The sequence below is a fragment of the Streptomyces sp. 3N207 genome, from assembly GCF_052246355.1.
Classification (GTDB): Bacteria; Actinomycetota; Actinomycetes; order Streptomycetales; family Streptomycetaceae; genus Streptomyces.
Window position 1 is genome coordinate 143226 of sequence record NZ_JBQQBV010000008.1, and the last position, 24271, is coordinate 167496.

Below are 24271 nucleotides of genomic sequence, written 5' to 3' on the forward strand. Positions count from 1 at the left end.
GAGGATCGGCACGTGGCTAAGAAGGCAGCATCGAAGACGGCACCGAAGGCAACGGCGAAAACAAAGGGCAGCGGCGAGGCGCAGCCTCGCCTGATGCTCATGGACGGGCATTCCCTGGCATACCGGGCGTTCTTCGCTCTCCCGGCGGAGAACTTCAACACCACCACGGGGCAGCCCACCAACGCGATCTACGGCTTCACGTCGATGCTCGCGAACACCCTGCGCGACGAGGCCCCCACCCACTTCGCCGTCGCCTTCGACGTCTCCCGCAAGACCTGGCGCTCCGAGCAGTTCTCGGAGTACAAGGCGAACAGGTCCAAGAGCCCGGACGAGTTCAAGGGCCAGGTCGAGCTGATCGGCGAGCTGCTCGACGCCATGCGCGTACGCCGCTACGCGATCGACGGCTACGAGGCGGACGACGTGATCGCCACACTCGCCACCCAGGCCGAGGCCGAGGGTTTCCAGGTGTCGATCGTCACCGGGGACCGGGACACCTTCCAGCTCGTCAGCGACAACGTCACGGTGCTGTACCCGACCAAGGGCGTCTCGGAACTGACGCGCTACACACCGGAGAAGGTGCAGGAGAAGTACGGCCTGTCCCCCGACCAGTATCCGGACTTCGCCGCGCTGCGCGGCGACCCGTCGGACAACCTGCCGGGCATCCCCGGCGTCGGGGAGAAGACGGCCACCAAGTGGATCCACCAGTTCGGCTCCCTCGCCGAGCTGGCCGAGCGGGTGGACGAGGTCAAGGGCAAGGCGGGCGACAATCTCCGCGCCCACCTGGAATCCGTCCTGCTCAACCGCCGGCTGACCGAGCTGGTCCGCGACGTGGCGCTGCCGGACCGCCCCGAGGACCTGGTGCGCGCTCCGTACGACCGCGACGCGCTCGCCGTCATCCTGGACACCCTCGAGTTCCGCCACCAGAACTTCCGCGACCGCCTCTTCGCCGCAGACCCGGGAGCCGCCGCGGAGGCCGAGGAGCCCCCCACGGCCGACGGCATCGAGGTGGACGGCACGGTGGTGGAGGCCGACGCACTCGCCCCCTGGCTGGAGCAGCACGGCGCCGCCACGCTCGGGGTGGCGACGGTCGATGTCTGGAAGCAGGGCAGCGGCAGCGTCAGCGAGATCGCCCTGGCCACCGGCGAGGGCCCGGCCGTCTGGTTCGACCCGGCCGAGCTGACCGAGGGCGACGAGCGGGCGTTCGCCGCCTGGCTCGCCGACGCGGACCGCCGCAAGGTCATGCACGACGCCAAAGCGCTGATGCGGGTCTTCGCCGACCACGGCTGGCAGGTGGACGGCGTATGGACGGACACCGCCCTCGCCGCCTACCTGGACAAGCCGGGCCGCCGCTCCTTCGCGATGGACGCGCTGTCGGTGGAGTATCTGGGCCGCGAGCTGGGCCCCACCGCCGAGGCCGACGGGCAGCTGGCGCTCGGGGTGGACGAGCAGGCCGAGGCGCAGTCCCTCATGATCAAGGCCCGCACCATCCTGGACCTGGGCAGCGCCTTCGAGCAGCGGCTGGAACAGGTGGGCGCCGCCGATCTGCTGCGCGAGCTGGAGCTGCCGACGTCCGAGGTGCTGGCCCGGATGGAGCGCGCCGGTATCTGCGCGGACCGCGAATGGTTCACAGGGCTGGAGCAGCAGTTCGCCGACGCGGTGCAGCAGGCGGTCGCCGAGGCGCACGCCTCGGTGGGCCACGAGTTCAACCTCGGCTCGCCCAAGCAGCTCCAGGAGGTCCTCTTCGGCGAGCTGGGCCTGCCCAAGACGAAGAAGATCAAGACGGGCTATACGACGGACGCGGACGCGCTGGCCTGGCTGGTGACGCAGACCGAGCACGAACTGCCGGTGATCATGCTGCGTTACCGCGAGCAGCAGAAGCTGCGCACGACGGTCGAGAGCCTGATCAAGACCATCACGCCCGACGGCCGGATCCACACCACGTTCAACCAGACGATCGCCGCCACCGGCCGGCTCTCGTCCACCGACCCGAACCTGCAGAACATCCCGGTCCGTACGGACGAGGGCCGCGCAATCCGCCGCGGCTTCCGCGTCGGTGAGGGCTTCGAGTCGCTGATGACGGCCGACTACAGCCAGATCGAGCTGCGGGTGATGGCGCACCTGTCGGAGGACGAGGGCCTGATCGAGGCGTTCACCTCGGGCGAGGACCTGCACGACACGGTGGCGGCGCAGGTCTTCAGCGTCAAGAAGACGGCTGTCGACGCGGAGATGCGCCGCAAGATCAAGGCGATGTCCTACGGGCTGGCGTACGGGCTGTCCGCCTTCGGGCTCTCGCAGCAGCTCGGCATCACGCCCGACGAGGCACGGAAGCTGATGGACACCTACTTCGAGCGCTTCGGCGGGGTACGGGACTATCTGCACCGCACCGTCGAGGAGGCACGCGCCACCGGCTACACCCACACGATCATGGGCCGCCGCCGCTATCTGCCCGACCTCACCAGCGACCAGCGGCAGCGCCGCGAGATGGCCGAACGGATGGCGCTCAACGCACCGATCCAGGGCACGGCTGCCGACATCGTCAAGGTCGCCATGCTCAAGGTCGATGCGGCGCTGCGGGCGGCTCAGCTGCGCTCCCGGATGCTGCTCCAGGTGCACGACGAAATCGTGCTGGAGATCGCGCCGGGGGAGCGCGAAGAGGTCGAGAAGCTGGTCCGCTCGGAGATGTCAACGGCCGTCTCGCTGCGGGCACCGCTGGATGTGTCCGTCGGCGTCGGCCTGGACTGGGAGTCCGCAGCACACTGAACGGTGGACCGGGAGTCCGCAGCACACTGAAACCGCTCCGGCGGGGCCGAGCGTCCCCCGGGTGGCAACGTCCGGACACAGCGGGGGCGTTCGCTTCCCGAGGGGGCTTTCAGCCCGGGGACGTACCGAGGGGCGCTCGCCCCTGGGAACGATGGGGAAACAACGGGGCAAACACCGGGAAAACCGGCCGCGAAAGCGGGTCAGAAGCGCCAGAAGTGGCCGCCGGCCGCTGACTTGTGGCCGGGCTCTGCCGTAGGGTCACGGTGATTGCGTCCGAAGGGGAGAGGACGGGGACTACCTATGGCGCGAAACCGGGGCAGGCACGCCGCACAGCGGGCGGCCACCACAGCGGCGGGGCACCGCCGCGGCGGGCTTCGCAGCACCAGATACCGCAGGGGCCTGGGCGGTACCGCGATCGCGGCCGTCGTCATGGCGGCGCTGACCGCCTCCCAGGCGCCCGGTGTGGAACTCGGCGGCGATCACAACAACGGACGTTCGGGCGCCGCGGGCGACCCTGCGCCGGGTGACGACAGCTACGAGACGGAGCTGCCTCCGCTGGAGTCCCCGCACCCGCCCGGCAGTTCGGAACCCGGCGGCTCAGGCGACAAGTCGGGCATACCGACCTCGGTGCTGGCCGCCTACAAGAAGGCCGCCAAGTCGCTCGCCTCCCGCACACCGGGCTGCGGCCTGCGCTGGGAGCTCCTCGCGGGCATCGGCAAGGTCGAGTCGGGGCACGCCCGCGGTGGCGCCGTCGACAAGGACGGTACGACGCTGCGCCCCATCCTCGGACCGGTGCTCAACGGGGAGGGCTTCGCCAACATCAAGGACACCGACGGCGGCCGGTGGGACAGCGACTCCAGCTACGACCGTGCGGTCGGCCCTTTGCAGTTCATCCCTTCCACCTGGAACCGCTGGGGCGCCGACGGCAACGGCGACGGCCGCAAGGATCCCAACAACGTCTACGACGCCGCGGTCGCCGCGGGCGACTACCTGTGCGCGGGCGGCCGTGACCTGTCGAACGGCGCCGATCTGGACCGGGCGATCCTCAGCTACAACAACTCCAGCGACTATCTGCGCACCGTCCTTGCCTGGTTCGAGTTCTACCGCAAGGGCACCCACGCGGTGCCCGACGGGGGCGGTTCGCTGCTGCCCACCGCACCGGGCCTCCGCGAGCCCGGCGGCGGCTCGGACAAGGGCTCTCCGGAGCGCGGCGGCAAGGGCGGCTCGCACAGTAAGCCCAACAAGCCGAACAACCCCGGCAAGCCCGGCAACGGCGGGGGCAACAACGGCGGCGGAGGCAACGAGGGCGGCGGCGGTCACGAGTCCCCCAGCCCCAGCCCCGAGCCGACGAAGCCGCACTCCATCGAGCGGGTCGGAGCCAAGGAGTTCACTGCGGTCGCCGGCGAGAAGTTCGCCGCGCGCCCCGCGGTCAAGGCCGAGACCTCCAAGGGCAAGGGCGTCAAGGGCGTCAAGGTCCGCTTCGAGATCCGCGGCAACACCGGCGCGACGTTCGAAGGCGGCACCAAGACCGCGACCGTCACCACCAACGCCGACGGCGTCGCCACCGCGCCCGCCCTCGCCGCGGGCAGCAAGACCGGCTCCTTCACTGTGCGCGCGACGGCCCCCGGCAAGGACCTGGGCACCGTCGACTTCAGGGCGTCAGTGACCGCACCGAAGGCGGACGAGCTGGCTCGGACGAGTGATGTGGTACTGGAGGCGCAGAAGAACGGTGTCTTCGGGGAGGCAGTCGAGGTCAAGGCCACTCGTAAGGGCAAGCCTGTAGGGAACACGACCCTGACAGCGGCGTTCGACGACACCACAAAGGGGCCGTTCTTCCACAAGGACGCGGAAGGCAAGCCCGTCCGCAGCCTCGCCGGGCTCAAGACGGACGACAAGGGCATCGTCAAGCTGCCCCAGATCTTCGCCGACGACCAGCCCGGCACCTACACGCTGACGCTGAAGGCGGACGGCGGCGCCACCCTGAAGGTGAAGCTCACCATCAAGGGCTGAGGCCGCAGCAGCCAAGCACAGTGTTCTCTTCGCCCCCGGCGCCGAGGCGCCGGGGGCGAAGGGCTTTCCGGGCGCCCCATTGTCGCGGCCGTTTGTCGCGGCCGTCGAACCCATGACGCACGGTTCCCATCCCGCGCGGGCGTTGCTACGGTGCGACCGCGGAATTGACGGGGCGTCAGCTCTGTTGCAGTCGGCCACCGGAAGAGGTGAAGCCAGCGCATGCGAGCCCTCATCGCCGCCGGGATCGGACTGGCCGCCGCGCTCGCGCTCGTCCTCGCGACCACCGCGATCGGTGCCCCGCCCGGCGAGACGCCGAAGAAGCCCCTGCATACCACCGTCCCCGAGCATCCCTAGCAGCCGGCAGGACAGGAGACAGCATGCGCAGGAGAGCGAGCCTGATCCTCCTGGCCCTCGCGGTGTTCTTCGCCGCGCTCTCGCCCCTGGTCCGCTGGTACGCCTTTCCGCGTCTGGCGAAGATCCCGCCCAGCCAGTACCAGGACATGGTCCTGGAGGCCAGGAACGCCACTCTCCTCGACTACGCCACCATGAAGTCGAAGAAGGTGCCCAAGGTCAGCATCGTCCAGTCCCTCAAGGGCAATGTGGAGGCAGCGAAGAAGGTCAAGGACAGCACGGGCCGTGATGTCGTCGTCTGGGACACCCTCAGCTATGTGGCCGACGACAAGGGCAAGCTGGTCTCGCGCATCCCCGAACGCTATGTCTTCGACGCCCACTCCCAGGAGCCCGTGCACGCGGGCGGCGAACACGTCGACGGCGACCCGGTACGCCGCCAGGGCATCGAGTACAAGTGGCCGTTCCTCACCGAGAAGCGCGACTACGAGTACTTCGACTTCCAGACCCGCACCTCAGCACCCATCCACTACAAGGGCACCCGCACCGTCCGCGGCATCGAGACCTACTACTTCGAGCAGACCATCCCCTGGACCAAGGTCAAGGTCCCCAAGAAGCTGGCTCTGGGCGCCACCCCCGAGACCGTCGAACAGATCGGCCTGGAGCGCTGGTACAGCACCAAGCGGATGTTCTGGGTGGAGCCGGCCACCGGAGCCCCGGTGGACGGCCAGGAGATCCACAAGGAGGAGATGCGCTGGAAGGACAAGCCCGGCAAGAAGCCGCTCACCGCCTTCGCCGGGCATGTGAAGATACGCCCCGACTACCAGGACGCGGCGGTCGACCTGGTCTCCTCCCAACGGCAGCTCGTCCTGACGATGACCACCTACCTCCCCTGGGGCTTCCTCATCCTGGGCGGCCTCCTACTGGCCGCCTCCCTCACCCTGGAAGCCCGCGGACGTGGCCGCACGGCAGCAGCTGACGGCCCGTCCGAGCCGGCTGGGGGAGCAGCGGCGTCCGAGCCGGAGGAGACGGTCGTGCCCTCGAAGCGATCCAGCGACCACTGACCTACGTCGGCCGCCCGCGGGCCCTGGTGTGCCGGGTGGGCTCCGCCGTGGCGGGATCCTCCGGCCACGGGTGCTTGGGATAGCGCCCCCGCAGCTCGGCCCGTACACCGCGGTAGCCCCCCGCCCAGAAGGACGCGAGATCGGCGGTCACGGCGGCGGGGCGCCCGGCGGGGGAGAGCAGGTGGACGAGCATCGGCACCCGCCCGTCCGCCACCCGCGGCGTCTCCCGCGCCCCGAACATCTCCTGGAGCTTCACGGCCAGCACCGGCTGCTCCGGCTCGTAGTCGACCCTGATCCGCGAACCGGACGGCACCTCGATCCGCTCCGGCGCCAACTCGTCCAGCCGCGCTGCCTCGCCGGACGCCCACGGCAGCATCCCCGACAGCAGTCCGGCGGCGTCGATCCGGGCGAGGTCGGCCCGGGAGCGCACCTGGCCCAGCCACTCGTCGGCCCGTTCCAACAGCGCCTCGTCACAGACGTCCGGCCAGGGCGCACCCAGCGTCCGGTGCAGGAAGCCGAGCCGGCGCCGCAGCGTCACGGCACTGTCCGACCACCGCAGCAGCCGCGTTCCGCCCTGCCGCAGCCCCTCCAGCGCGGCCTCGCGCAGCGCCTCGGGCGGCGGGTCCGGCAGCGGGCGTACCGAAAGCCGCACGGCGCCCAGGGACTCCACCTCGCGAGCCACCACATCGCCGCGTCCGCCCTGCACACTCTGCGGGCCCTGCTCGGGGTCCCAGCGCACCTCCTCTCGTACGCCGTACAGCGCGCCCGCCGCCGTGAGCGCCGTCTCCGCGTCGATCGGCGCCGCCAGCCGCACCCGCGCCGAGGCGGCGCCAACCGGCCGGTCCGCCACGGCGACAGCCAGCCAAGGAGTGCCGCGCAGCGCACTGTCCGGGGTCAGCTCGGCGCGGGTGCCGCCGACCATCAGATACGACGTGCCGCTCTGTGCCCGCGCCACCCGCTCCGGCTGGGCGAGTGCGACCACCGTCCCGACCCCCTGCTCGTCGGTGACCCCGCCCGGCCGCGCCGTCTCCTCGCCCAGCAGCGACCGCAGCCGCCGCACCTCGGCGGCCCAGCGCGCCCCGTACGGATCGTCACGCCGCGCCGTACGGGCCCGTCGCAGAGCCTCCGCCGCGTCGTCCCCGAAGGCACGCGGCGGCTCCTCGCTCAGCAGTGCCACCGTCTCGCACGCCAGCTCGCTGCCCACTGCCGCAGCGCCGTCCAGCAGCGCGCGGGCGAGCCTCGGGTGCACGCCCAGGCGGGCCATCCGCTGCCCCCGCTGCGTCACCCGGCCCGCCTCGTCCAGCGCGCCGACCGCGCGCAGCGTCCGCCGCGCCGCGCTCATCGCCCCCCGCGGGGGTGCGTCGAGCAGGGCGAGCTGCGCCGCGTCCGGGTCGCCCCAGCAGGCGGCCTGCAACGCGAACGCCGTCAGATCGGCCACCGCTATCTCGGGGGACGGCTCCCGCGGCCGTCCCGCCTCCTCCGCCTCCGCCCAGCACGCGTACGCCACCCCCGGCGCCTCGCGCCCCGCCCTGCCGCGTCGCTGCTCGGCCGCCGCGCGGGAGACCCGCACCGTCGTGAGCGAGCCGAGGCCGCGCGCGTGGTCCGTACGGGGCTCTCGGGCCAGCCCCGCGTCCACCACCACCCGCACCCCCGGCACGGTCAGGCTCGACTCGGCCACCGCCGTCGAGAGGATCACCCGCCGCCCGCGCTCCGCACCGCCGCCCGAGCCGCCGCTCAGCACGTCGTCCTGCACCTGTGCCGGCGCCCGCCCGTGCAGCGGCAGTACGCGGGCACGGACGTCGGACAGCAAGGCCGCCACCTTGCCGATCTCGCCGACACCCGGAAGGAAGCAGAGCACGTCGCCCTCCGGCACCGCTGCCAGCGCCTGCCGTACGGTCGCCGCCACATGGCGCAGCAGCGCCGGATCCATCCGCATCCCGTGCGGCGGACGAACCCCCGCGGGCGGCGGCGCGTACCGCACGTCCACCGGGTGGCTCGTCCCCCGTCCGGGTACGACTCGCGCGGCCAGCAGCCGTGCCCACGCCTCGCTGTCCTGCGTCGCCGACGCGGCGATCAGCTGGAGCTCCGGGCGGAGCGTGGCGCGCACGTCCAGCAGGAACGCCAGCGTCGTATCGGCGTCCAAATGGCGCTCATGGCACTCGTCCATCAGCACGACATCCACGCCGGACAGCTCCTGGTCCCGCTGGAGGCGTTGCAGCAGCACACCTGTCGTGACGACCTCCACTCGCGTCCGGGCACCGGCGCGGCGCTCGCCCCGCACCGTGAAGCCGACGCTCTCGCCCGGCTTCTCGCCCAGCAGCCACGACATCCGGCGCGCCGCCGACCGTGCCGCCATCCGGCGGGGCTCGGCCACCAGCACGGTGCGCGGGGGCGCACCGTCGGCCAGCAGCCCGGCCAGCGCCAACGGCAGCAGTGTCGTCTTGCCGGTGCCCGGTGGCGCGTGCACGACGGCCGCCCCGCACGCGGTGAGGGCTTCCCGCACGCGTGGCACGGCCTCGGCTATGGGCAGCCGGTTCAGCTGGTCGTCATGGCGCACCGGAAATTCTCCTGTCGGGTGCTCACGCGCGCGTGCACACGAAAATGGCGGTCCCGGGCACCAGCCGCCCCCGCAGCGGTGACCAGCCGCCCCACACCTGCTGGTTCCATGCCGGCCACTCCGGCTCGACGAGGTCGTCCAGCCGGAAACCGGCGCCGACCAGCTCCCGCACCCGGTCCCCCAGCGTGCGGTGGTGCTCCACGTACACCGTCCGCCCCGCGGTGTCCTGCTCGACATACGGCGTGCGGTCGAAGTAGGAGGTCAGGACGGTCAGCCCCTCGGTGCCGGGCTCGTCCGCCAGGGACCACCGCAGCGGGTGGGTCAGCGAGAAGACCCACCGGCCCCCGGGCCGCAGCACCCGTGCCACCTCAGCGAACACCCGTTCGGGATCGGCCACGAAGGGGATCGCTCCGTACGCCGAACAGGCGAGATCGAAGGATCCGTCCGCGAACGGCAACGCCCTCGCGTCCGCCTCGACCAGCGGGAACGCCAGTTCGCCGCCCTGTCCGTCGCCGATCCGCAGCGCGTGCTGGAGCTGCCGGTGGGAGAGGTCGAGGGCGACAGGGCGCGCGCCCTGTGCCGCCAGCCACCGGGAGCACTGCGCGGCGCCGGCTCCCACCTCCAGCACGTCCAGCCCGCGCAGCTTCTCGCCGGGCCCGAGCAGGCGCGCCGTGGCCTCGTCCAGGCCCTCGGGGCCCCACACGAAGCGGGCATCGCCGAGGAAGTCGCCGTGGTCGTTCTGGTACTCGTCCGCGTTCCGGTCCCACCAGCCGCGACTGGCCCGGCTGCTCTCCCGGCCGCCGGCCGGTCGCCGTACGGCGTCGCCGTCGGCGGGATCGCCGCCATGATCACCGTATGTCAGGGGGTGGACACCCCAGCCGCCCTCGTGCTTTTGTTCCATTGCGCCAGTGACCGTACTCTCGGTTAGCCGTACTCTCGGTCGGAAGCCTCGCGGCTAACGCCGCGGGAACGCCTCCCCCAGCCTTCGGCCGGGAGGTGCCCCCATCGGGGCCATCTGACCGTGGGGGGCGGCGAGTTCTGCCGGGAATGGGGTGTTGTATCCCAGGTGTGCTCTTTCGCGCATTGACCATGCCCAGCGGCCCCCGTATGCTACAAGTTGCGCTGCGGGCCTGCGTGCCTCGGACGGAGCAGGCCGCGCTCGCATCGGCTGTATGTCCCCTCGGGTTCCCGGCTTTCCTGGCTCTCCGGCTGACTTGCATGTGTGGTGCGATCAAAGGGTCCTCGGCGTAGCAGTACCTACGACTTCATGTCCGTACCGGAGACCCTTTCCCACATGACGAGCAGCACCGAGACTTCCGCCACCACCCCGCAGGTTGCGGTCAACGACATCGGTTCCGAGGAAGCCTTCCTCGCCGCGATCGACGAGACGATCAAGTACTTCAACGACGGCGACATCGTCGACGGCGTCATCGTGAAGGTCGACCGGGACGAGGTCCTGCTCGACATCGGTTACAAGACCGAAGGCGTCATCCCTTCCCGAGAGCTGTCGATCAAGCACGACGTCGACCCGAACGAGGTCGTCGCCGTCGGTGACGAGATCGAAGCCCTGGTTCTCCAGAAGGAGGACAAGGAAGGGCGCCTGATCCTCTCGAAGAAGCGCGCCCAGTACGAGCGTGCCTGGGGCACCATCGAGAAGATCAAGGAAGAGGACGGGATCGTCACCGGTACCGTCATCGAGGTCGTCAAGGGCGGCCTCATCCTCGACATCGGCCTGCGCGGCTTCCTCCCGGCCTCCCTGGTCGAGATGCGCCGCGTCCGCGACCTCCAGCCGTACGTCGGCAAGGAGCTCGAGGCCAAGATCATCGAGCTGGACAAGAACCGCAACAACGTGGTTCTCTCCCGCCGCGCCTGGCTGGAGCAGACCCAGAGCGAGGTCCGCCAGACCTTCCTCACCACCCTCCAGAAGGGCCAGGTGCGCTCCGGCGTCGTCTCCTCCATCGTCAACTTCGGTGCCTTCGTGGACCTGGGTGGCGTCGATGGTCTGGTCCACGTCTCCGAGCTGTCCTGGAAGCACATCGACCACCCCTCCGAGGTCGTCGAGGTCGGCCAGGAGGTCACGGTCGAGGTCCTGGACGTCGACATGGACCGCGAGCGTGTGTCCCTGTCGCTCAAGGCGACCCAAGAAGACCCGTGGCAGCAGTTCGCCCGGACCCACCAGATCGGCCAGGTCGTCCCCGGCAAGGTCACCAAGCTGGTGCCGTTCGGTGCGTTCGTCCGCGTCGACGAGGGCATCGAGGGTCTGGTCCACATCTCCGAGCTGGCCGAGCGCCACGTGGAGATCCCGGAGCAGGTCGTCCAGGTCAACGACGAGATCTTCGTCAAGGTCATCGACATCGACCTGGAGCGCCGCCGCATCAGCCTCTCGCTGAAGCAGGCCAACGAGTCCTTCGGTGCGGACCCGACCGCCGTCGAGTTCGACCCGACGCTCTACGGCATGGCCGCGTCCTACGACGACCAGGGCAACTACATCTACCCCGAGGGCTTCGACCCGGAGGCCAACGACTGGCTGCCGGGTTACGAGAAGCAGCGCGAGGAGTGGGAGCGCCAGTACGCCGAGGCGCAGGCTCGCTTCGAGCAGCACCAGGCGCAGGTCATCAAGTCCCGCGAGGCCGACGAGCAGGCCGCGGCCGAGGGTGCCACCGGCGGCGGCGCCGCCGGTGCCCCGCAGGGCGGCGGTGGCGGCGGCCAGGGCGGCGGCGGCTCCTACTCGTCCGAGGGCTCGGAGGAGGACTCGGGGGCGCTGGCGTCCGACGAGGCGCTCGCCGCGCTCCGCGAGAAGCTGGCCGGCGGCCAGAGCTAGTCGCTCGCCGCGAGGCGTAAGCCGAAAACGAGGCCCGCACCCCCACCGGGGGTGCGGGCCTCGTCCCTTTCCCGGGCTGCTTCCCGCCGACCGCCACCCCCTTTCCGCCGCGACGCCGGCGAACCCCCACGACCTCTGGGGTACCGCCCGGACGGAGTCCGGGGGAGGTGCCGAGCCGACCTCGGCCGGGGTGGTTCGGCACCGCCGAACGCCGCCGGTCGGGCCGAGCACCGTTGCGGCGGGAAGAAGGTGGGCCGGAGCAGTGGGAGGGAATGCCTTATGGGGCAGCGGCGTTGGGAAGGACATGGCACAGAAGCGGGAAGCTATGTACGCGTGGGATCAGGCCGGACTCGATGCCGTCGACGCGATCATCGAGGAACCGGACAGCGCCGGACTGGTGATGCTGTACCACTTCGAGGGCTTCATGGACGCCGGTGACACCGGCGACCAGATCGTGGAGCGACTGCTGGAGAGCCAGCCGTACCTCACCGTGGCCCGCTTCGACGTCGACCGCCTGCTCGACTACCGCGCACGCCGCCCGATGATGACGTTCCGCCGGGACCGCTGGGTGTCGTACGAGACGCCACAGCTGGAGCTGCGGCTGATGCGGGATGCGACGGGCGCGCCGTTCCTGCTGCTGTCCGGGCCGGAGCCGGACAACGAGTGGGAGGGCTTCACTGCGGCGGTCTCCGAAATTGTGGAGCGGGTACGGGTCAGACTGTCCGTCACGTTCCACGGCATCCCCATGGGCGTCCCGCACACCCGCCCCGTCGGCCTCACTCCGCACGGCAACCGTACCGACCTGGTGCCGGCCCAGCGGTCCGTCTTCGACGAGGCGCAGGTGCCGGGCAGCGCATCGGCGCTGACCGAGCTGCGGCTGGCGGAGAGCGGGCACGACGTGCTCGGCGTCGTCGCCCATGTGCCGCACTACATCGCACGGTCCACATATCCCGACGCCGCGCTGGTCGTCACCGAGGCGATCACCTCCGCGACGGGCCTGGTCCTTCCGGAGGTGGCGCACGCGCTGCGTACGGAGGCGCTGCGGACGCAGAACGAGATCGAGCGGCAGCTGGCGGAGGGCGACGAGGAGCTGGTGTCGGTCGTCCGGGGCCTTGAACAGCAGTACGACGCGGTGGCAGGGGCCGAGACACGCGGCAACCTGGTGGCAGAGCCCAACGAGCTGCCTTCGGCCGAGGAGCTCGGCGCCGTCTTCGAACAGTTCCTCGCCGACCGGGAGAGCCAGCAGGGCCCCGGCTCCGAGGGCGGGCAACCGGACTGAGTCCCGGCACCGCGCGGGCAGCGTATAGCGTGTGCCGCATGGTGAAGGTGGGTCTCACGGGCGGGATCGGTTCGGGCAAGAGCGAGGTGTCGCGGCTGTTCGCCGAGTGCGGAGCGGTCATCGTCGACGCGGACCGGATCGCACGGGAGGTCGTGGAGCCGGGTACGCCGGGGCTGGCGGCGGTCGTCGCCGAGTTCGGCGCGGAGATCCTGGCTCCGGACGGCAGCCTCGACCGGCCGCGGCTGGGCTCCCTGGTCTTCGCCGACCCCGAGCGGCTGGCCGCGCTGAACGCGATCGTCCACCCGCTGGTGGGCGAGCGCTCCGCCGAGCTGGAGCGGGCCGCCCGCGAGGCCGACGAGGACGCGGTCGTGGTGCACGATGTGCCGCTGCTGGTGGAGAACGGACTCGCCCCGCTCTACGACAAGGTCGTCGTCGTGGACGCCGCCCCCGAGACCAGGCTCGACCGGCTGGTGCGGCTGCGCGGTATGGCCGAGGACGAGGCGCGGGCCCGGATGGCCGCGCAGGCCGGCCGCGAAGAGCGGCTGGCGGTCGCCGACATCGTGATCGACAACAACGGCCCGCTGGAGAAGCTGGCCCCCCGGGTACGCGAGGTCTGGGAAGCGCTGCACGGCTGATCGGCGGCAGTGGGCGCTGATGCCGGCCGCAGGCTGGCGCGGCTGGGCTGATCCGCGTCCGAGGGCCGATTTTCGTTCGCTCCGCCTGTTCGCGGGGCATATGCTCCCCAGCCCCCGGCCGGGCATGCCCTGGGAATGGTCACGGGCAGCCCGACGTTGTGCCGAGGCGAGAGTCGAAGGAAGGGCAGTGTTGTGACGAGCCCCGAGACGAACGTCATCCAGTTCCGCGCGGCGGAGCAGCTGCTGCAAGCGCGTGACCCGCGCGGTGCGGTCGACCTTCTGGACAACGTGATCGAAGAGCACCCCGAGCACCGGGGTGCCCGCCTGCTGCGCGCGCGTGCGTACTTTCTGGCGGCACGGCTGCAGTCGGCCGAGCAGGAGTTCCAGTGGGTGCTGGAGCGCGAGCCCGACAACGCGTTCGCGCACTTCGCGCTGGCCCGTACGCTGCAGCGGGCCTCCCGGGACGACGAGGCCCGTGCTCACTTCAAGCTCGCCGCCGCGCTCAACCCCCGGCCGGACTTCGTGGAGGCCGCGGGGTTCGACAGCTACGAGCCGCCGGAGCCCGGGGCGACGGATCTCGGCAACTGATCCGGAAGGCGCGACCGGCCGGCCCACCTTGACTACTCGTCCGGGTATTCCTCGGCCCAGCGGGCCAGCGCGGCGAAGTCTTCCGCGCGCAGTCCGCGCCGAGGGTCCACGTGGTGGAGGAGGGCGGGTCCGGGATGGTGGGTGCCGACGAACCGGCGCTCCTTCGCCGTCAGCGCGTCGTCCACCCACGCGAACGGCCGCCCGGCCGCCCACGCCACCACATGCCGGGTCTTGAACAGCAACCCGTCCAGCTCAGGCACGATCTCGCCCCACTCGACGACCGGCAGCCGCGGCAGCCCCAGCAGCGGCCCGATGTACTCGTTGGCCTCGGCGCCCCAGGTGGTCGCCCAGACGAGGTCGTACCCCAGCCCCAGCAGCCGCTTCCCGTGTGCGGCGTTCAGCCGTACGCGCAGTGGCGATGCGTCCCGCCCGGCGGCCTCCCGCCGCGCCACATAGCTGGGCGGCAGCATCTGATGTGTGCGATAGCCGCGTGGACGGCGCGGCCAGCGCGCGGCGAACGGGTTGAGCGGACCGTCGACGTCCAGCATGAGCAGCGGGCGCCGCGACTCGCCGGCGGCCATCAGCGCGCCTCCGCTGTTCCGGCTGCCGCGGCCTCGGCTGCCGCTGCGACGGCCAGGAGGTCGGTTTCCCGGCCGTGCGGGGCCACGAGTTGCAGGCCGACCGGGTCCCCGGCGGCCGTGCGCCCGGCGGGGAGGCTGATCGCCGGGTGGCCTGTGATGTTGAACGCCCAGGTGAGGGCAACGCTCATGGTCTCTCCCGGCCCTTCGTGGCCATGTGGTGGATTGGGGGTGGTCGGGGTGGCGATCAGATCCACCTCCCCGAAGACCCGGTCCAGCTCGGCGATGAGAGCGGCGACTGTGGCGGAGGCAGCCGATTCGTGGCCTGCCAGGTTGTGCGGGTCGGAACGGAGCGCCTGCCAGCAACCGGCGGGATCCGGCAGCCGAACGGACACGGAACGGGGGACGGTGCCGCCGGCCCGGGCCAGGAGGTCCAGAAACGTACGCGCCGTCGCGGCGACCGGCTGCTGTGTGTCGGCGAAGCCCAACGTCGCCGACCAAGCCGTCCGCAGCGGGCGCACCGGGGGCGCGAGCAGCGGCGGGGCGGTGCCGGTGAGCGCGGCCAGGTAAGCAGCCGCGTCGGCCGCCGTACGGGCCAGCGGGCCGGGCACGCTGCGTCGGGCGCATCCGCCGGACCGGCCCGGAACGGGCAGCAACCCGCCTGTCGTCTTCACGCCGAGGACAGCACACCACGCGGCGGGGATGCGCACGGAGCCCGCACCGTCGCTTCCGGTGGCGAGCGGTACCATCCCTGCCGCCACGGCGGCAGCAGAACCGGCCGACGAGCCGCCCGGACTCCGGTCCGGGTCGAGGGGGTTGAGGGTGGGACCACGGTCGGTGGCGCCCCACGTCTGCCACCCGGTGGCCGCGCCGGGCGTGGCGGTGGCCCCGACCGGCACACAGCCCGCGGCCACCAGCCGGGCCACCTGCCGGGACGAGACGCGTTGTGTGGCCTTGACCGCCAACGGCACCCCGGCCAGCGGCAGCCGGTCACCTGCCCGGACGGCCCGGTCGACGTCCGCCGCGTACGCAGCGGCCCGTGCGGGCCACACCTCGGTGAACGCCCGTATCGACTCGTCGGCTTCGGCGATCCGTGCCAGTGCTGCTCGCGCCACCTCGCGGGCGGACAGCCGGCCCGCAGTCACCTCGTCGGCGATCTCGCATGCCGGCATGCTGCCGTATGCGGCTGCGCCGCGCGGATCGGACCGCGGGGCGGGCGGTGCGGCGCTGCTGTCCCCGTTCATCGGCAACCCCCCGTTCCCCAGAAACGGTACAACCGGGTGCGGTCTGGCGGGGCGCCTGTGGGCGATCTACCGTATGTCGTATGGACGTTGAGCCTGCCCTCGCCCTCGCCACCACCGCCGCCTCAGCCGTTGCCGGCGGTGCCGCCAGCGCGGCCGGGCAGTCCGCCTGGGAGTCCCTGCTGTCGCTCGTACGGCGGGTGGGCGGTCGTCGCCCCGACGGCGAACCGGACGAGGTCCGGTTGACGGCCGTCGACCCGGCAGACAGCGAGCAGGTCCGCGTCCTGACCTGCTGGCTCGGTGAGCAGGCTCGCGCCGATGAGGAGTTCGCCGCCCTGTTGCGCGGCTGGGCCGAACGACACGCCCCGGCGCTGCGCGTCGAGCACTCCGAGGTCCACAGCACCGTGTCCGGATCGGCGCAGGTGAACGGCCCCGTCATCCAGGCCCGCGACATTCACGGCGGGATCAATCTGGGCTGACCCGGGAACGCCGGGCAGCCGCCCGGCCGATCCGCAGCTTTCCCTCTGCCGAGGGCCTGGCCAGCAGGTCCCTTGATCGTCGGGGGGATTGTCAGTGGCCGCTCCTAGACTCGCAGGCGAGGTCGGAGTCAGGTGTGCGGAGGCGGTGGCGCGTATGGGGTCGGGGAGCGGTGCGGACCTCCTGCGGTGTGCCGCCGTTTTCCTGCCGGGGGAGGTGCCCCGGCAGGGACGGGTGGCGTTCTGGCGTGACGACGAGGGCGAGCTGCCCGAGGTGGGGGAGCCCGGAGAGCTGACCGTGGTGCGGCCGTACGGAAAGGGAGTGCGGCGGCGAGTGGTGGCTGCGCGCCGGCTGCCGGTGCGGGAAGCGCTGCCCGTCCTGATGAGGGCGCGGACGGACGGGCGCGCGCATCCGGCCGCCGCGTGCTGGGGTGCGGCTGCGCTGCAGGGGCTGCGGCTGGTCGCCCGGGGGCGCCTGATGCCGGGACTCGGTGAGGGGGACACGGATGTGTGGTTGGCGGGCCCGCTGGACGCGGAGGATGTGGCGCACCTGAGCGCGGTGGCCGCCGCCATGCCGCCGGAGGCCCATGCGGTCCCGGTCCGGTCAGGTGCGGCCCCCTCGGGAGAGCCGTCCCAGGCCGGGGCCGGGCGGCAACCGACCGGCGGGCAGATCCGGGTGCCGGAGCCGGAAGGGCTCGTACGGGCCTTCCTGGACGCGGTCGCCGATGTGCTGCCCCGTACGCCTGCTGGTCCCGCTGCCACGGGACCGGCGTTCGCGGGGCGGGAACCGCAGCGGCTCTCCGAGCGGTATCCCCGGCTGCGGGAGTGGGCGGCCGAGGTCGCGGCGGGTACGGAGGCCGGAATCCGGATCTCCCTCCGGCTCGACCTGTCGGCGGACCGGATCTTCGACGGCGGCCCGAACCCGGATCCCGAGGGTGCGGGCCCGGATCCCGAAGGGGCGAACGGCGGGGACGGCCCTCCCGAAGGCCGGGGGAGCCGGTCCGGCTCCACGTCCGCAGAGCCGTACGTCGCGGCGGCGGTCGTGCAGGCGACGAGCATCACGGACGCGACGTTGGTGGCGGACGTGGCGGCGCTGTGGCAGGGGGAGGCGGAGTATCTGGGGCCGCGGGCCCGGGTGGACACCGTGCTGGCGGTGCGCCGCGCGGCGCGGGTCTGGCCGCCGCTCGGACGACTGCTGGAGCGGCCCACGCCCGATGTGCTCCCGCTGACGGAGGAGGAGCTGAACGATCTGCTGGGTCGCAAGGCCCGCGAGCTGGCCGCTGCGGACGTGGCCGTGCACTGGCCGCGTGCGCTCGTCCGCGACCTGCTGAGCGCTACGGCGGTGGTGCGGACGAGTCCGCAGGCGCCGGGCTCGGCAGCCGACGGGTTCGGCTTCTTCAAGGAGCAGCAGCTGCTCGAATTCCGCTGGCAGCTGGCGCTCGACGGGGAACCGCTCACCGAGGGCGAGATGGACGAGCTGGCCGAGGCGCACCGTCCGCTGGTGCGGCTGCGCGACCAGTGGGTGCTGGTCGACCCGGAGCTGGTGCGCAAAGCACGCAAGCGGCATCTGGGGCTGCTCTCGCCCGGCGACGCGCTGGCCGCCGCGCTGTCGGGCGAGGCCGAGGTGGACGGCGAGCGGGTCGAGGCGGTGCCGGAGGGTGCCCTGGCGGCGCTCCGGGACAGGCTCGGCGGCGCGACCGATCCGGCCGCAGCGGACGTGGCCCCGCCCGCCCGGCTGCAGGCCCGGCTGCGCGGCTATCAGCGGCGAGGGCTCGCCTGGCTGGATTTGATGACCTCGCTCGGGCTGGGCGGTTGCCTCGCCGACGACATGGGACTGGGCAAGACCGTCACGCTCATCGCCCTCCACCTGCGCCGCGCCGAGCGGGGCGAAACGGCGCCGACGCTGGTGGTGTGCCCCGCGTCGCTGCTGGGCAACTGGCAGCGGGAGCTGGCACGGTTCGCACCCGATGTCCCCGTACGCCGCTTCCACGGGCCCGGGCGCACCCTGGAAGGGCTGGGCGGTGACGGCTCCGGCGCCGGGCCGGGGGCGGAGTCCGACGCGGAGTCCGATGCCGGGTTCGTCCTGACGACCTACGGCACGCTCCGCAGCAGCGCGGAGCAGCTCGCCGCGCGTGAGTGGGGTCTTGTCGTCGCGGACGAGGCCCAGCATGTGAAGAACGCCTACTCCGCCACGGCCCGCGCACTGCGTACGCTCCCTGCCGCCGCCCGGGTCGCCCTCACCGGCACGCCCGTCGAGAACAACCTGTCGGAGCTGTGGGCGCTGCTCGACTGGACGACGCCGGGACTGCTCGGCCCGCTCAAGACCTTCCGCGCCCGGCACGCCCGCGCCGTCGAGGGCGGTGAGGACCCGGAGGCGACGGAGCGGCTGGCCCGGCTCGTGCGCCCCTTCCTGCTGCGCCGCAAGAAGTCCGACCCGGGCATCGTCCCCGAGCTGCCGCCCAAGACGGAGACCGACCACACGGTCGAACTCAGCAGGGAGCAGGTGGCGCTGTACGAGGCCGTGGTGCGCGAGACCCTGGCTCGGATCGAGGCGGCGGAGGGCATCGAACGGCGCGGCCTGGTGATGAAGCTGCTGACCGCGCTCAAGCAGATCTGCAACCATCCGGCGCAGTATCTGCGGGAGGGAGCAGACGGACGGCTCCCTGGCCGCTCCGGCAAGCTCGGACTGCTGGACGAACTGCTGGGGACGATCCTGGCCGAGGGCGGCTCGGTGCTGGTGTTCACGCAGTACGTGGCGATGGCGCGGCTGCTCCAGGCGCACCTGGCCGAGCGCCGGATCGGGGCACAGCTCCTGCACGGGGGGACGCCGGTGGGACGGCGGGAGGAGATGGTGGACGCCTTCCAGTCCGGTGAGGTACCCGTCTTCCTGCTGTCGCTCAAGGCGGCGGGCACCGGCCTCAATCTGACCCGCGCCGGGCATGTCGTCCACTACGACCGCTGGTGGAACCCGGCCGTCGAGGAGCAGGCCACCGACCGCGCCTACCGCATCGGCCAGACCCAGCCCGTGCAGGTGCACCGACTGCTGACGCAGGGCACCGTGGAGGACCGCATCGCCCAACTGCTCGCGGCGAAGAAGCAGTTGGCCGATGCGGTGCTGAGCGGCGGAGAGGCCGCACTGACGGAGCTGACCGACGCGCAGCTGGCCGACCTGGTGTCGCTGCGGAGGCAGCCGTGAACGGCGCCGGGCAGGCCCGCGGGGCAGGCCCGGAGAGGGTGACGGAGAGCTGGGGCGGGGCGTGGCTGCGCGCGATGGAGGGAGCCGCGCGGGACTTGGCCCGGCTGGAGCGCGGGCGGGCGTACGCGCGTGCGGGCCAGGGTTTCGGCTCGGGCCGGGCGGGTGCCGGGGGAGTGTCCGCGGTGCGGGTGGGGCCCGGCCGGGTCACGGCGTATGTGCACGGCAGCCGTCCCCGCCCCTACCGCGCCGAATGGCGGCTGCCCATGCTGTCGGAGGAGGAGTGGGACGCCTTCCTGGCGGCGGTCGCGGCCCGGCCGGTGGATGCGGCGGCGCTGCTCGACGGGGAGATACCGCCCGGCGTGGCGGCCACGGCCCGGTCGGCCGGCGTGCAGCTCCTCCCCGACGCGGGCGAGCTCATCCCCGCATGCAGCTGTCCGGACCAGGGCCACCCGTGCAAACACGCGGCAGCGCTCGGCTACGAGACGGGACGTCTGCTGGACGCCGACCCTTGGGCACTGCTCCTGGTGCGGGGCCGGGAAGCGGAGACCGTACGGGAGGAGGTGGCGCGCAGAAGCGTCGCGCGGCAGGACACAGGTACCGCGCGGCAGGGCAGAAGCGCTGAGCAGCAGAGTATGAGCTCCGCGCCGCACGGCCGAAGCTCCGCGCAGCAGGAGGGCACCGGCGCCGGTGCCGACCGCGTGCTGCCGGGCGTTTCTCCGGGCGTCCCCGGTGTCCTTCCCGCCCAGCGGCAGTTGAGCAGCACTGTGCCCGCGAGGGAGGTGTTCGCCACCGCCGTACGGCCTCCGCTGCCCGAGCTGCTGCCGCTGCCGGAAGCTCCCGGCGAGCCGGGTACGTTCCCCGACCTGCCCGGAGCCCCCAGCGCCGACGCCCTCACCTTCCTGGCGACCGACGCCGCCACCCGGGCCCGGCTTGCGCTGACGGCGATGTCGGCGGAGGGCAACGCCGAGGAGGGGCCGGGAGCCGCGGAAGACGGCGACCCGCTGCCAGAACTCTCGCTCTGGCACGACACCATCCGCCTCGCCGCCACTCACCCACAGCTGACCGGCCGTCGCAGCCTCACCTCGCTCTTCGCCGCACTGGCGCGGTCGGCGGGCCGGGATGCGCTGGAGCTGGCCCGTGCCGCGGCGGCCTGGCGGCAGGGCGGCCCGGCGGGGCTCGGCGTACTCGAAACCGCCTGGGACCCGCCCGCGGGCGACTTCGACCGCGGGCGCAGCGCCCTGGCGGGCCTCGGCATCACGATGACCATCCACCGCAACCACCTCACCCACACCACCCGCCCCGTCCAGCTCCGTTACGGGCGCGACGGCCGCTGGTACCCGTACCGGGCCGCGCCCGAGGAGACCTCGCAGCCGGAATCCCCCGACCGGCGCGACTGGTGGCCGGAAGGCCCCGCCGCCCCCGATCCGGTACAGGCCCTCACCGGACTCCGGGAACACTGACCGCCGTTCCGCGCACCCTCGCCCCGACCCGGAGAGACCTACGCGTCGATCGCTGTGCCGCGCGCGACCGTCTCCCAACCTTCGATCTCCGTGCGGACGCGGTCCAGGTGGCCGAGGACGGCGTGCACGGCGTCGTCGCCCAGCGGGAGGCGAAGCGGGGTCTGCTCGGCGTCGAGGGCGGTGAGGATGGCGGCGGCGGCCTTGGCCGGGTCGCCGGGCTGCTTGCCGTCACTGGCCTCGATCATGCGGCGGGTGGGGCCGACGGTGTCCGCGTACGGTCCCGTCTCAGCGCTGGCGGTGCCCGCGCTGAACAGGCCGGTACGGAACGATCCGGGTTCGACGATCAGCACCCTGATGCCGTACGGCGCCACCTCGTCCGCCAGCGCCTCGGACATCCCCTCCAGGGCGAACTTCGTGGCGCTGTACGCCCCGAACCCGGCGAAGGACAGCTGGCCGCCCATGCTGCTGAGTTGCACGATGGCGCCCGCACGGCGTTCCCGCATGTGCGGCAGGACGGCGCGGACGAGTGCGGCGGGGCCGAAGACGTGCACGTCGAACAGGGCACGCAGTTCCGCTTCGGAGGTCTCCTCCAGGGCACCGACGTGGGTACGTCCGGCGTTGTTGACCAGCACATCGATCCTGCCGTGCCGGGCGATCACCTCGGCGGCAACCGCCGCTGCCTGCTCGCTGTCGGTGACGTCCATATGGACGGGGTCCACCTGGTCGGGGTGTGCCGCAACGAGGTCGTCCAGGGTCGAGGTGCGGCGCACCGCCGCCACCACGGTGTCGCCCGCGGCCACGGCCGCCTCGGTGATCGCCCGTCCGAACCCGCTGTTGGCGCCCGTCACCAGCCACACTCTGCTCATCGGTTCTCCGTCTCGTTCCAGTTCCGGCTCGTCTCGGTACGGCTCATCCCGTGTCCGGTTCCGGACCGACGCCGTTCGCGGCCAGGGCCCTTGGGAAGCCGGCAGGAGCCGACAGGAGTCGGCAGGAGCCGTCGGGAGCCGTCGGGAAGCAAGACTCCTCGACAACTCCGTCGCACGTCCAAGACCTTCCGTGATAACCAACGGTTATGGATGTGCATGGTCGGGATCTGCGGTATTTCGTAGCGGTGGCGGAGGAACTGCACTTCACCCGGGCTGCCGAGCGGCTGTTCGTCTCGCAGCCCGCGCTGAGCAAGCAGATCCGCATGCTGGAGCGGACGCTCGGCGTGGCCCTGTTCGAGCGGGACCGGCGGGGCGTGGCGCTGACACGTGCAGGCGCCGCCCTGCTGCCGTACGCCCAACGGGTGCTGGCCGAGTGGCAGACGGGCTGGGAGGCGGTCGAGGCCGTCAGGGCGGCGCAGCGGGCCGGCCTGGTGATCGGCATGAGCACCAGCCCCGGGCGGGGCGGTCTGCTGCCCGCCGTCCGGTCGCGCGTCACCGCCGAGCACCCCGAAGCCGCGCTGACGGTGCGGCAGTTCAGCTGGGACGACGCCACCGCGGGGCTGGCGGACGGCACCAGCGACGTGGCCTTCGTCTGGCTGCCGCTGCCCGAGGCGGAGCGCTACGGCTGGACCGTGGTGGCTCAGGAACCGCGGCTGGTCGCGCTGCCCGACACCCACCGGCTGGCCGGGCGCCCGGCAGTCGACTTCGCCGACCTGCTCGACGAACCGTTCCTCGCACTGCCGAAAAGCGCCGGGCCGCTGCGCGACTACTGGCTCGCGACGGACGCCCGCGGGGGACGTGAACCGGTCGTCGGTGCCGAGGTGAGCAGTTCCGAGGAGACCTATGAAGCCCTCGTCGGCGGTCAGGGCGTGTGCCTGCTGGCGGACGGCAACGCGCCGCTGCTGATGCGCGGCGGCGTGATCACCCGCCGCGTCGTGGGCGTGACGCCGAGCCGGCTGGCGGTCGCCCGCCGCGCCGACGACGACCGCCCTCTCGTCCACGCCTATCTTCGGGCGGCGGCCGAGGTAGCGGGCGTCTGATCCGGACTGACGCCGACGTTCGTCCTGCTCTGGCCGACGTCGCCGTCCCGGCCCTGCGCCGCCCGTACGACCTGTGCGTCGCCCCCGGCCGCCCGCTCGACGTCGCCCGCCCTGAGCAGTTCCTCCACGACCTGTCCATACCAGGTGCTGCCCGGCCGCCACTGTGACCGTCATCACGGCTTTGTCGTCCTCGCTGAGGGGTAACGGGCGAACGGCCATCGGACGGCGCCAACTCCCTTTTTCGGGACGGAAGATGCAGTGCGGGCGCTGCAGAATTTTTGACCGCTCATGACCGCACGTTGACCGGTCCTGGTCTGTTCCTTGGTTCCACGCCCACCCTGAGCCACCGGGCTGTGGCCCCCGGGCAGGAGAACTGTCACCTTCGGCGAGTACTCTGCGCCGAACGCAAAGACAGCGCCGTACAGCGCGGCGAACGCAGCGAGGAGCGGTCCGATGGCCTTTCGTAAGGCGACGATGAAGAAGCAGGTGGCCGAGGCCATTGCCCAACAAGCGCCCGGAGACCGGCCGCTGGTCACGGTCGCCACTGTCGCGGGGCCGACCCCGTGGCTCAGTGTCGGGTTTCTCGGGCTGATCGGCCAGCTCTTGATCAAGTACTACTTCATCACGGTCACCGAACAGGCCCTGCTGGTGCAGCAGATGTCCCGTTTCTCGCAGCGTCCGAAGGAAATCGTGCACGCCATCCCGCGCGACCAAGCACGGCCGCTCTTCGGTGAGATCCAGCTGAACCCGCTGTGGAGCTTCTACCACATGGCGCTGCCGGGCGAGGCCAAGCCGGTGCGCATCAACATCCACCGTATGTGGCGCAACGAGCTGGAGGAACTGCTCGCCATCGTCGGGAGCACGCCCGGTCCGCAGGGTGGTGCCCCGCAGGGTTACGCGCCGCAGCAGGGCTACGCCCCTCAGGCCCAGCCCCAGCAGGGCTACGCACAGCAGCCCCCGCAGGGTCAGCCGCAGGGTCAGCCCCCGCAGGGCCAGCCGCAGGGTCAGCCGTACGCCCAGCCGCAGGCCCCCGGCGGCTACCAGCAGCCTCAGCAGCAGCCCCAGCCCGGCCAGCACTACGGCAACCCGCAGGCCCCTGGCGCCCCGGCGGCCCCGCCCCAGCAGCAGCCGCAGCAGCCGGGCCAGTACTACGGCAACCCGGGTCAGCAGGGCGGCGCCCCCGCCGACCCCCGCAGCAACCCGTACGGGTGACGCCGCTCGCCGGTCGGCCGACCCCTCTCCGCACGGCGCCGCGTTCCCCGAACGCGGCGCCGTCGGCTTGTCCGCGGCGC

18 protein-coding genes are annotated in these 24271 nt (G+C 72.2%); 13 read left to right on the top strand and 5 right to left on the bottom strand.

What is annotated here, in order from left to right; genetic code table 11:
• Positions 1–93: 93 nt before the first annotated feature.
• From polA to ACTWP9_RS14885, 4 genes are all read left to right on the top strand, one after another.
• Positions 94–2760 carry a DNA polymerase I gene (polA, locus tag ACTWP9_RS14870; RefSeq protein WP_443246732.1) on the top strand — a complete coding sequence of 889 codons (2667 nt, stop codon included), beginning with the start codon at positions 94–96 and terminating at the stop codon, positions 2758–2760.
• 300 nt (positions 2761–3060) lie between these two features.
• Entirely contained in the window at positions 3061–4770 is a 1710-nt protein-coding gene (locus ACTWP9_RS14875; protein WP_443246596.1) for a lytic murein transglycosylase, read from the top strand.
• 219 nt (positions 4771–4989) lie between these two features.
• Positions 4990–5124: an SPW_0924 family protein gene (locus ACTWP9_RS14880; protein WP_443246597.1), complete on the top strand. Its 135-nt coding sequence runs from the start codon at positions 4990–4992 to the stop codon at positions 5122–5124.
• A gap of 23 nt (positions 5125–5147) precedes the next feature.
• On the top strand, positions 5148–6182 hold the full coding sequence (locus ACTWP9_RS14885) for a DUF3068 domain-containing protein (RefSeq protein WP_443246598.1): 1035 nt from the start codon (positions 5148–5150) through the stop codon (positions 6180–6182).
• Position 6183: 1 nt separating this feature from the next.
• On the opposite strand, the gene hrpB is transcribed toward ACTWP9_RS14885, so the two are convergent.
• Both hrpB and ACTWP9_RS14895 read right to left on the bottom strand, forming a co-directional pair.
• Positions 6184–8739: an ATP-dependent helicase HrpB gene (gene hrpB, locus ACTWP9_RS14890; RefSeq protein ID WP_443246599.1), complete on the bottom strand. Its 2556-nt coding sequence runs from the start codon at positions 8737–8739 to the stop codon at positions 6184–6186.
• Between the two features lie 22 nt (positions 8740–8761).
• Positions 8762–9640, bottom strand: coding sequence for a class I SAM-dependent methyltransferase (locus ACTWP9_RS14895; protein WP_443246600.1), 879 nt, complete (start codon positions 9638–9640; stop codon positions 8762–8764).
• Positions 9641–10033: 393 nt separating this feature from the next.
• On the opposite strand from ACTWP9_RS14895, the gene rpsA reads away from it, so the two are divergent.
• The 4 genes from rpsA (at position 10034) to ACTWP9_RS14915 (ending at position 14062) form a co-directional block, all read left to right on the top strand.
• The gene (gene rpsA, locus ACTWP9_RS14900; RefSeq protein WP_443246601.1) at positions 10034–11560 is read left to right on the top strand and encodes a 30S ribosomal protein S1; all 1527 of its coding nucleotides are present in this window, start codon (positions 10034–10036) and stop codon (positions 11558–11560) included.
• Between the two features lie 325 nt (positions 11561–11885).
• Complete coding sequence (locus tag ACTWP9_RS14905; RefSeq protein ID WP_443246733.1) at positions 11886–12839, top strand: PAC2 family protein; 954 nt, start codon at positions 11886–11888, stop codon at positions 12837–12839.
• 38 nt (positions 12840–12877) lie between these two features.
• Positions 12878–13474 carry a dephospho-CoA kinase gene (coaE, locus tag ACTWP9_RS14910; protein ID WP_443246602.1) on the top strand — a complete coding sequence of 199 codons (597 nt, stop codon included), beginning with the start codon at positions 12878–12880 and terminating at the stop codon, positions 13472–13474.
• Between the two features lie 192 nt (positions 13475–13666).
• Entirely contained in the window at positions 13667–14062 is a 396-nt protein-coding gene (locus ACTWP9_RS14915) for a tetratricopeptide repeat protein (RefSeq protein WP_443246603.1), read from the top strand.
• 32 nt (positions 14063–14094) lie between these two features.
• On the opposite strand, the gene ACTWP9_RS14920 is transcribed toward ACTWP9_RS14915, so the two are convergent.
• Both ACTWP9_RS14920 and ACTWP9_RS14925 read right to left on the bottom strand, forming a co-directional pair.
• On the bottom strand, positions 14095–14643 hold the full coding sequence (locus ACTWP9_RS14920; RefSeq protein WP_443246604.1) for a hypothetical protein: 549 nt from the start codon (positions 14641–14643) through the stop codon (positions 14095–14097).
• On the bottom strand, positions 14643–15884 hold the full coding sequence (locus tag ACTWP9_RS14925) for an amidase family protein (protein ID WP_443246605.1): 1242 nt from the start codon (positions 15882–15884) through the stop codon (positions 14643–14645). The genes ACTWP9_RS14920 and ACTWP9_RS14925 overlap by 1 nt, the downstream gene beginning before the upstream one ends.
• 80 nt (positions 15885–15964) lie before the next feature.
• Between ACTWP9_RS14925 and ACTWP9_RS14930 the strand changes: the two genes are divergently transcribed.
• From ACTWP9_RS14930 to ACTWP9_RS14940, 3 genes are all read left to right on the top strand, one after another.
• Positions 15965–16360 carry a hypothetical protein gene (locus ACTWP9_RS14930; RefSeq protein ID WP_443246606.1) on the top strand — a complete coding sequence of 132 codons (396 nt, stop codon included), beginning with the start codon at positions 15965–15967 and terminating at the stop codon, positions 16358–16360.
• Between the two features lie 154 nt (positions 16361–16514).
• Positions 16515–19553, top strand: coding sequence for an SNF2-related protein (locus ACTWP9_RS14935; RefSeq protein ID WP_443246607.1), 3039 nt, complete (start codon positions 16515–16517; stop codon positions 19551–19553).
• The gene (locus tag ACTWP9_RS14940; protein WP_443246608.1) at positions 19550–21013 is read left to right on the top strand and encodes an SWIM zinc finger family protein; all 1464 of its coding nucleotides are present in this window, start codon (positions 19550–19552) and stop codon (positions 21011–21013) included. The genes ACTWP9_RS14935 and ACTWP9_RS14940 overlap by 4 nt, the downstream gene beginning before the upstream one ends.
• A gap of 38 nt (positions 21014–21051) precedes the next feature.
• On the opposite strand, the gene ACTWP9_RS14945 is transcribed toward ACTWP9_RS14940, so the two are convergent.
• The gene (locus ACTWP9_RS14945; protein ID WP_443246609.1) at positions 21052–21879 is read right to left on the bottom strand and encodes an oxidoreductase; all 828 of its coding nucleotides are present in this window, start codon (positions 21877–21879) and stop codon (positions 21052–21054) included.
• A gap of 206 nt (positions 21880–22085) precedes the next feature.
• Here ACTWP9_RS14945 and ACTWP9_RS14950 point away from each other — a divergent pair, with 206 nt between their 5' ends.
• Positions 22086–22979 carry a LysR substrate-binding domain-containing protein gene (locus ACTWP9_RS14950; protein WP_443246610.1) on the top strand — a complete coding sequence of 298 codons (894 nt, stop codon included), beginning with the start codon at positions 22086–22088 and terminating at the stop codon, positions 22977–22979.
• Between the two features lie 453 nt (positions 22980–23432).
• Complete coding sequence (locus ACTWP9_RS14955; protein WP_443246611.1) at positions 23433–24191, top strand: hypothetical protein; 759 nt, start codon at positions 23433–23435, stop codon at positions 24189–24191.
• The last annotated feature ends 80 nt before the right edge of the window (positions 24192–24271 follow it).